Genomic DNA, 974 nt, shown 5'->3' with positions numbered 1-974 from the left:
ATTCTGATATCGTTCTCATAAATATCGTGAAAAAAGCATGTAGAAAAACCAAAATAGGAAGTGAGGTGGAAAGTGGTGCTCGTCCATAAAGCGTATAAGTTCCGGATCTACCCTAGCGAAGAACAAAAAATACGTATTGCGAAAACAATTGGTTGCTCTCGTTTTGTATTCAATTACTTTTTGGCAAAATGGAATGATATATATAAAGAAACAGGAAAAGGATTAACCTATGGCACTTGTTCTTCGCAATTACCTGCTCTCAAAAAAGAATTTGTATGGCTAAAAGAAGTGGACAGCACGGCTCTTCAATCTTCTCTTCACAACCTTGCTGACTCGTATTCACGATTTTTCAACAAACAAAACAAAGCACCTCGGTTTAAGTCGAAAAACAATAAAGTCCAATCGTATACAACGAAGCACACGAATGGGAACATCGCGATTGTAGGTAATAAAATAAAGTTACCGAAACTTGGCCTTGTCACGTTTGCAAAAAGCCGTGAGGTAGAAGGACGCATTTTGAGCGCTACTGTCAGAAGGAATCCAAGTGGAACATATTTTGTCTCGATTCTTGTCGAAGTAGAAGTGCAAGAATTGCCAAAGACAGGTTCCGATGTTGGTGTGGATGTTGGCGTGAAAAACTTCGCGATTCTTTCAACTGGAGCGATATTTGGCAATCCAAAATGGTTTCGGATATTAGAGAAGAAGCTCGCTCATGCCCAGCGTATTCTGTCTCGCCGTAGAAAAGGTGGAGCGAACTGGTATAAACAGCGAATCAAAGTGGCTCGTATTCATGAACGAATCACAAATGCAAGAACCGATTACTTGCAAAAACTTTCTACTATGATCATCAAAAACCACGATGTGATTGGGATAGAAGATTTGCAAGTATCCAATATGTTACAGAATCACAAGCTAGCGAAAGCGATTCAAGAAGTATCTTGGTCACAATTCAGAGCGATGCTTGCGTATAAGGC

1 protein-coding gene is annotated in these 974 nt (G+C 39.8%); it reads left to right on the top strand.

Annotated features, from left to right (window positions below; genetic code table 11):
- Window positions 1–75: 75 nt before the first annotated feature.
- On the top strand, window positions 76–974 hold an 899-nt coding region (tnpB, locus tag Y7E_RS0106895; RefSeq protein ID WP_017150551.1), incomplete at its 3' end, for an IS200/IS605 family element RNA-guided endonuclease TnpB.

It is taken from the genome of Bacillus bingmayongensis, assembly GCF_000299035.1.
GTDB lineage: Bacteria > Bacillota > Bacilli > Bacillales > Bacillaceae_G > Bacillus_A > Bacillus_A bingmayongensis.
Note: the sequence above shows the minus strand (reverse complement) of the source record. Positions and strands in the feature narration are given on the sequence as shown.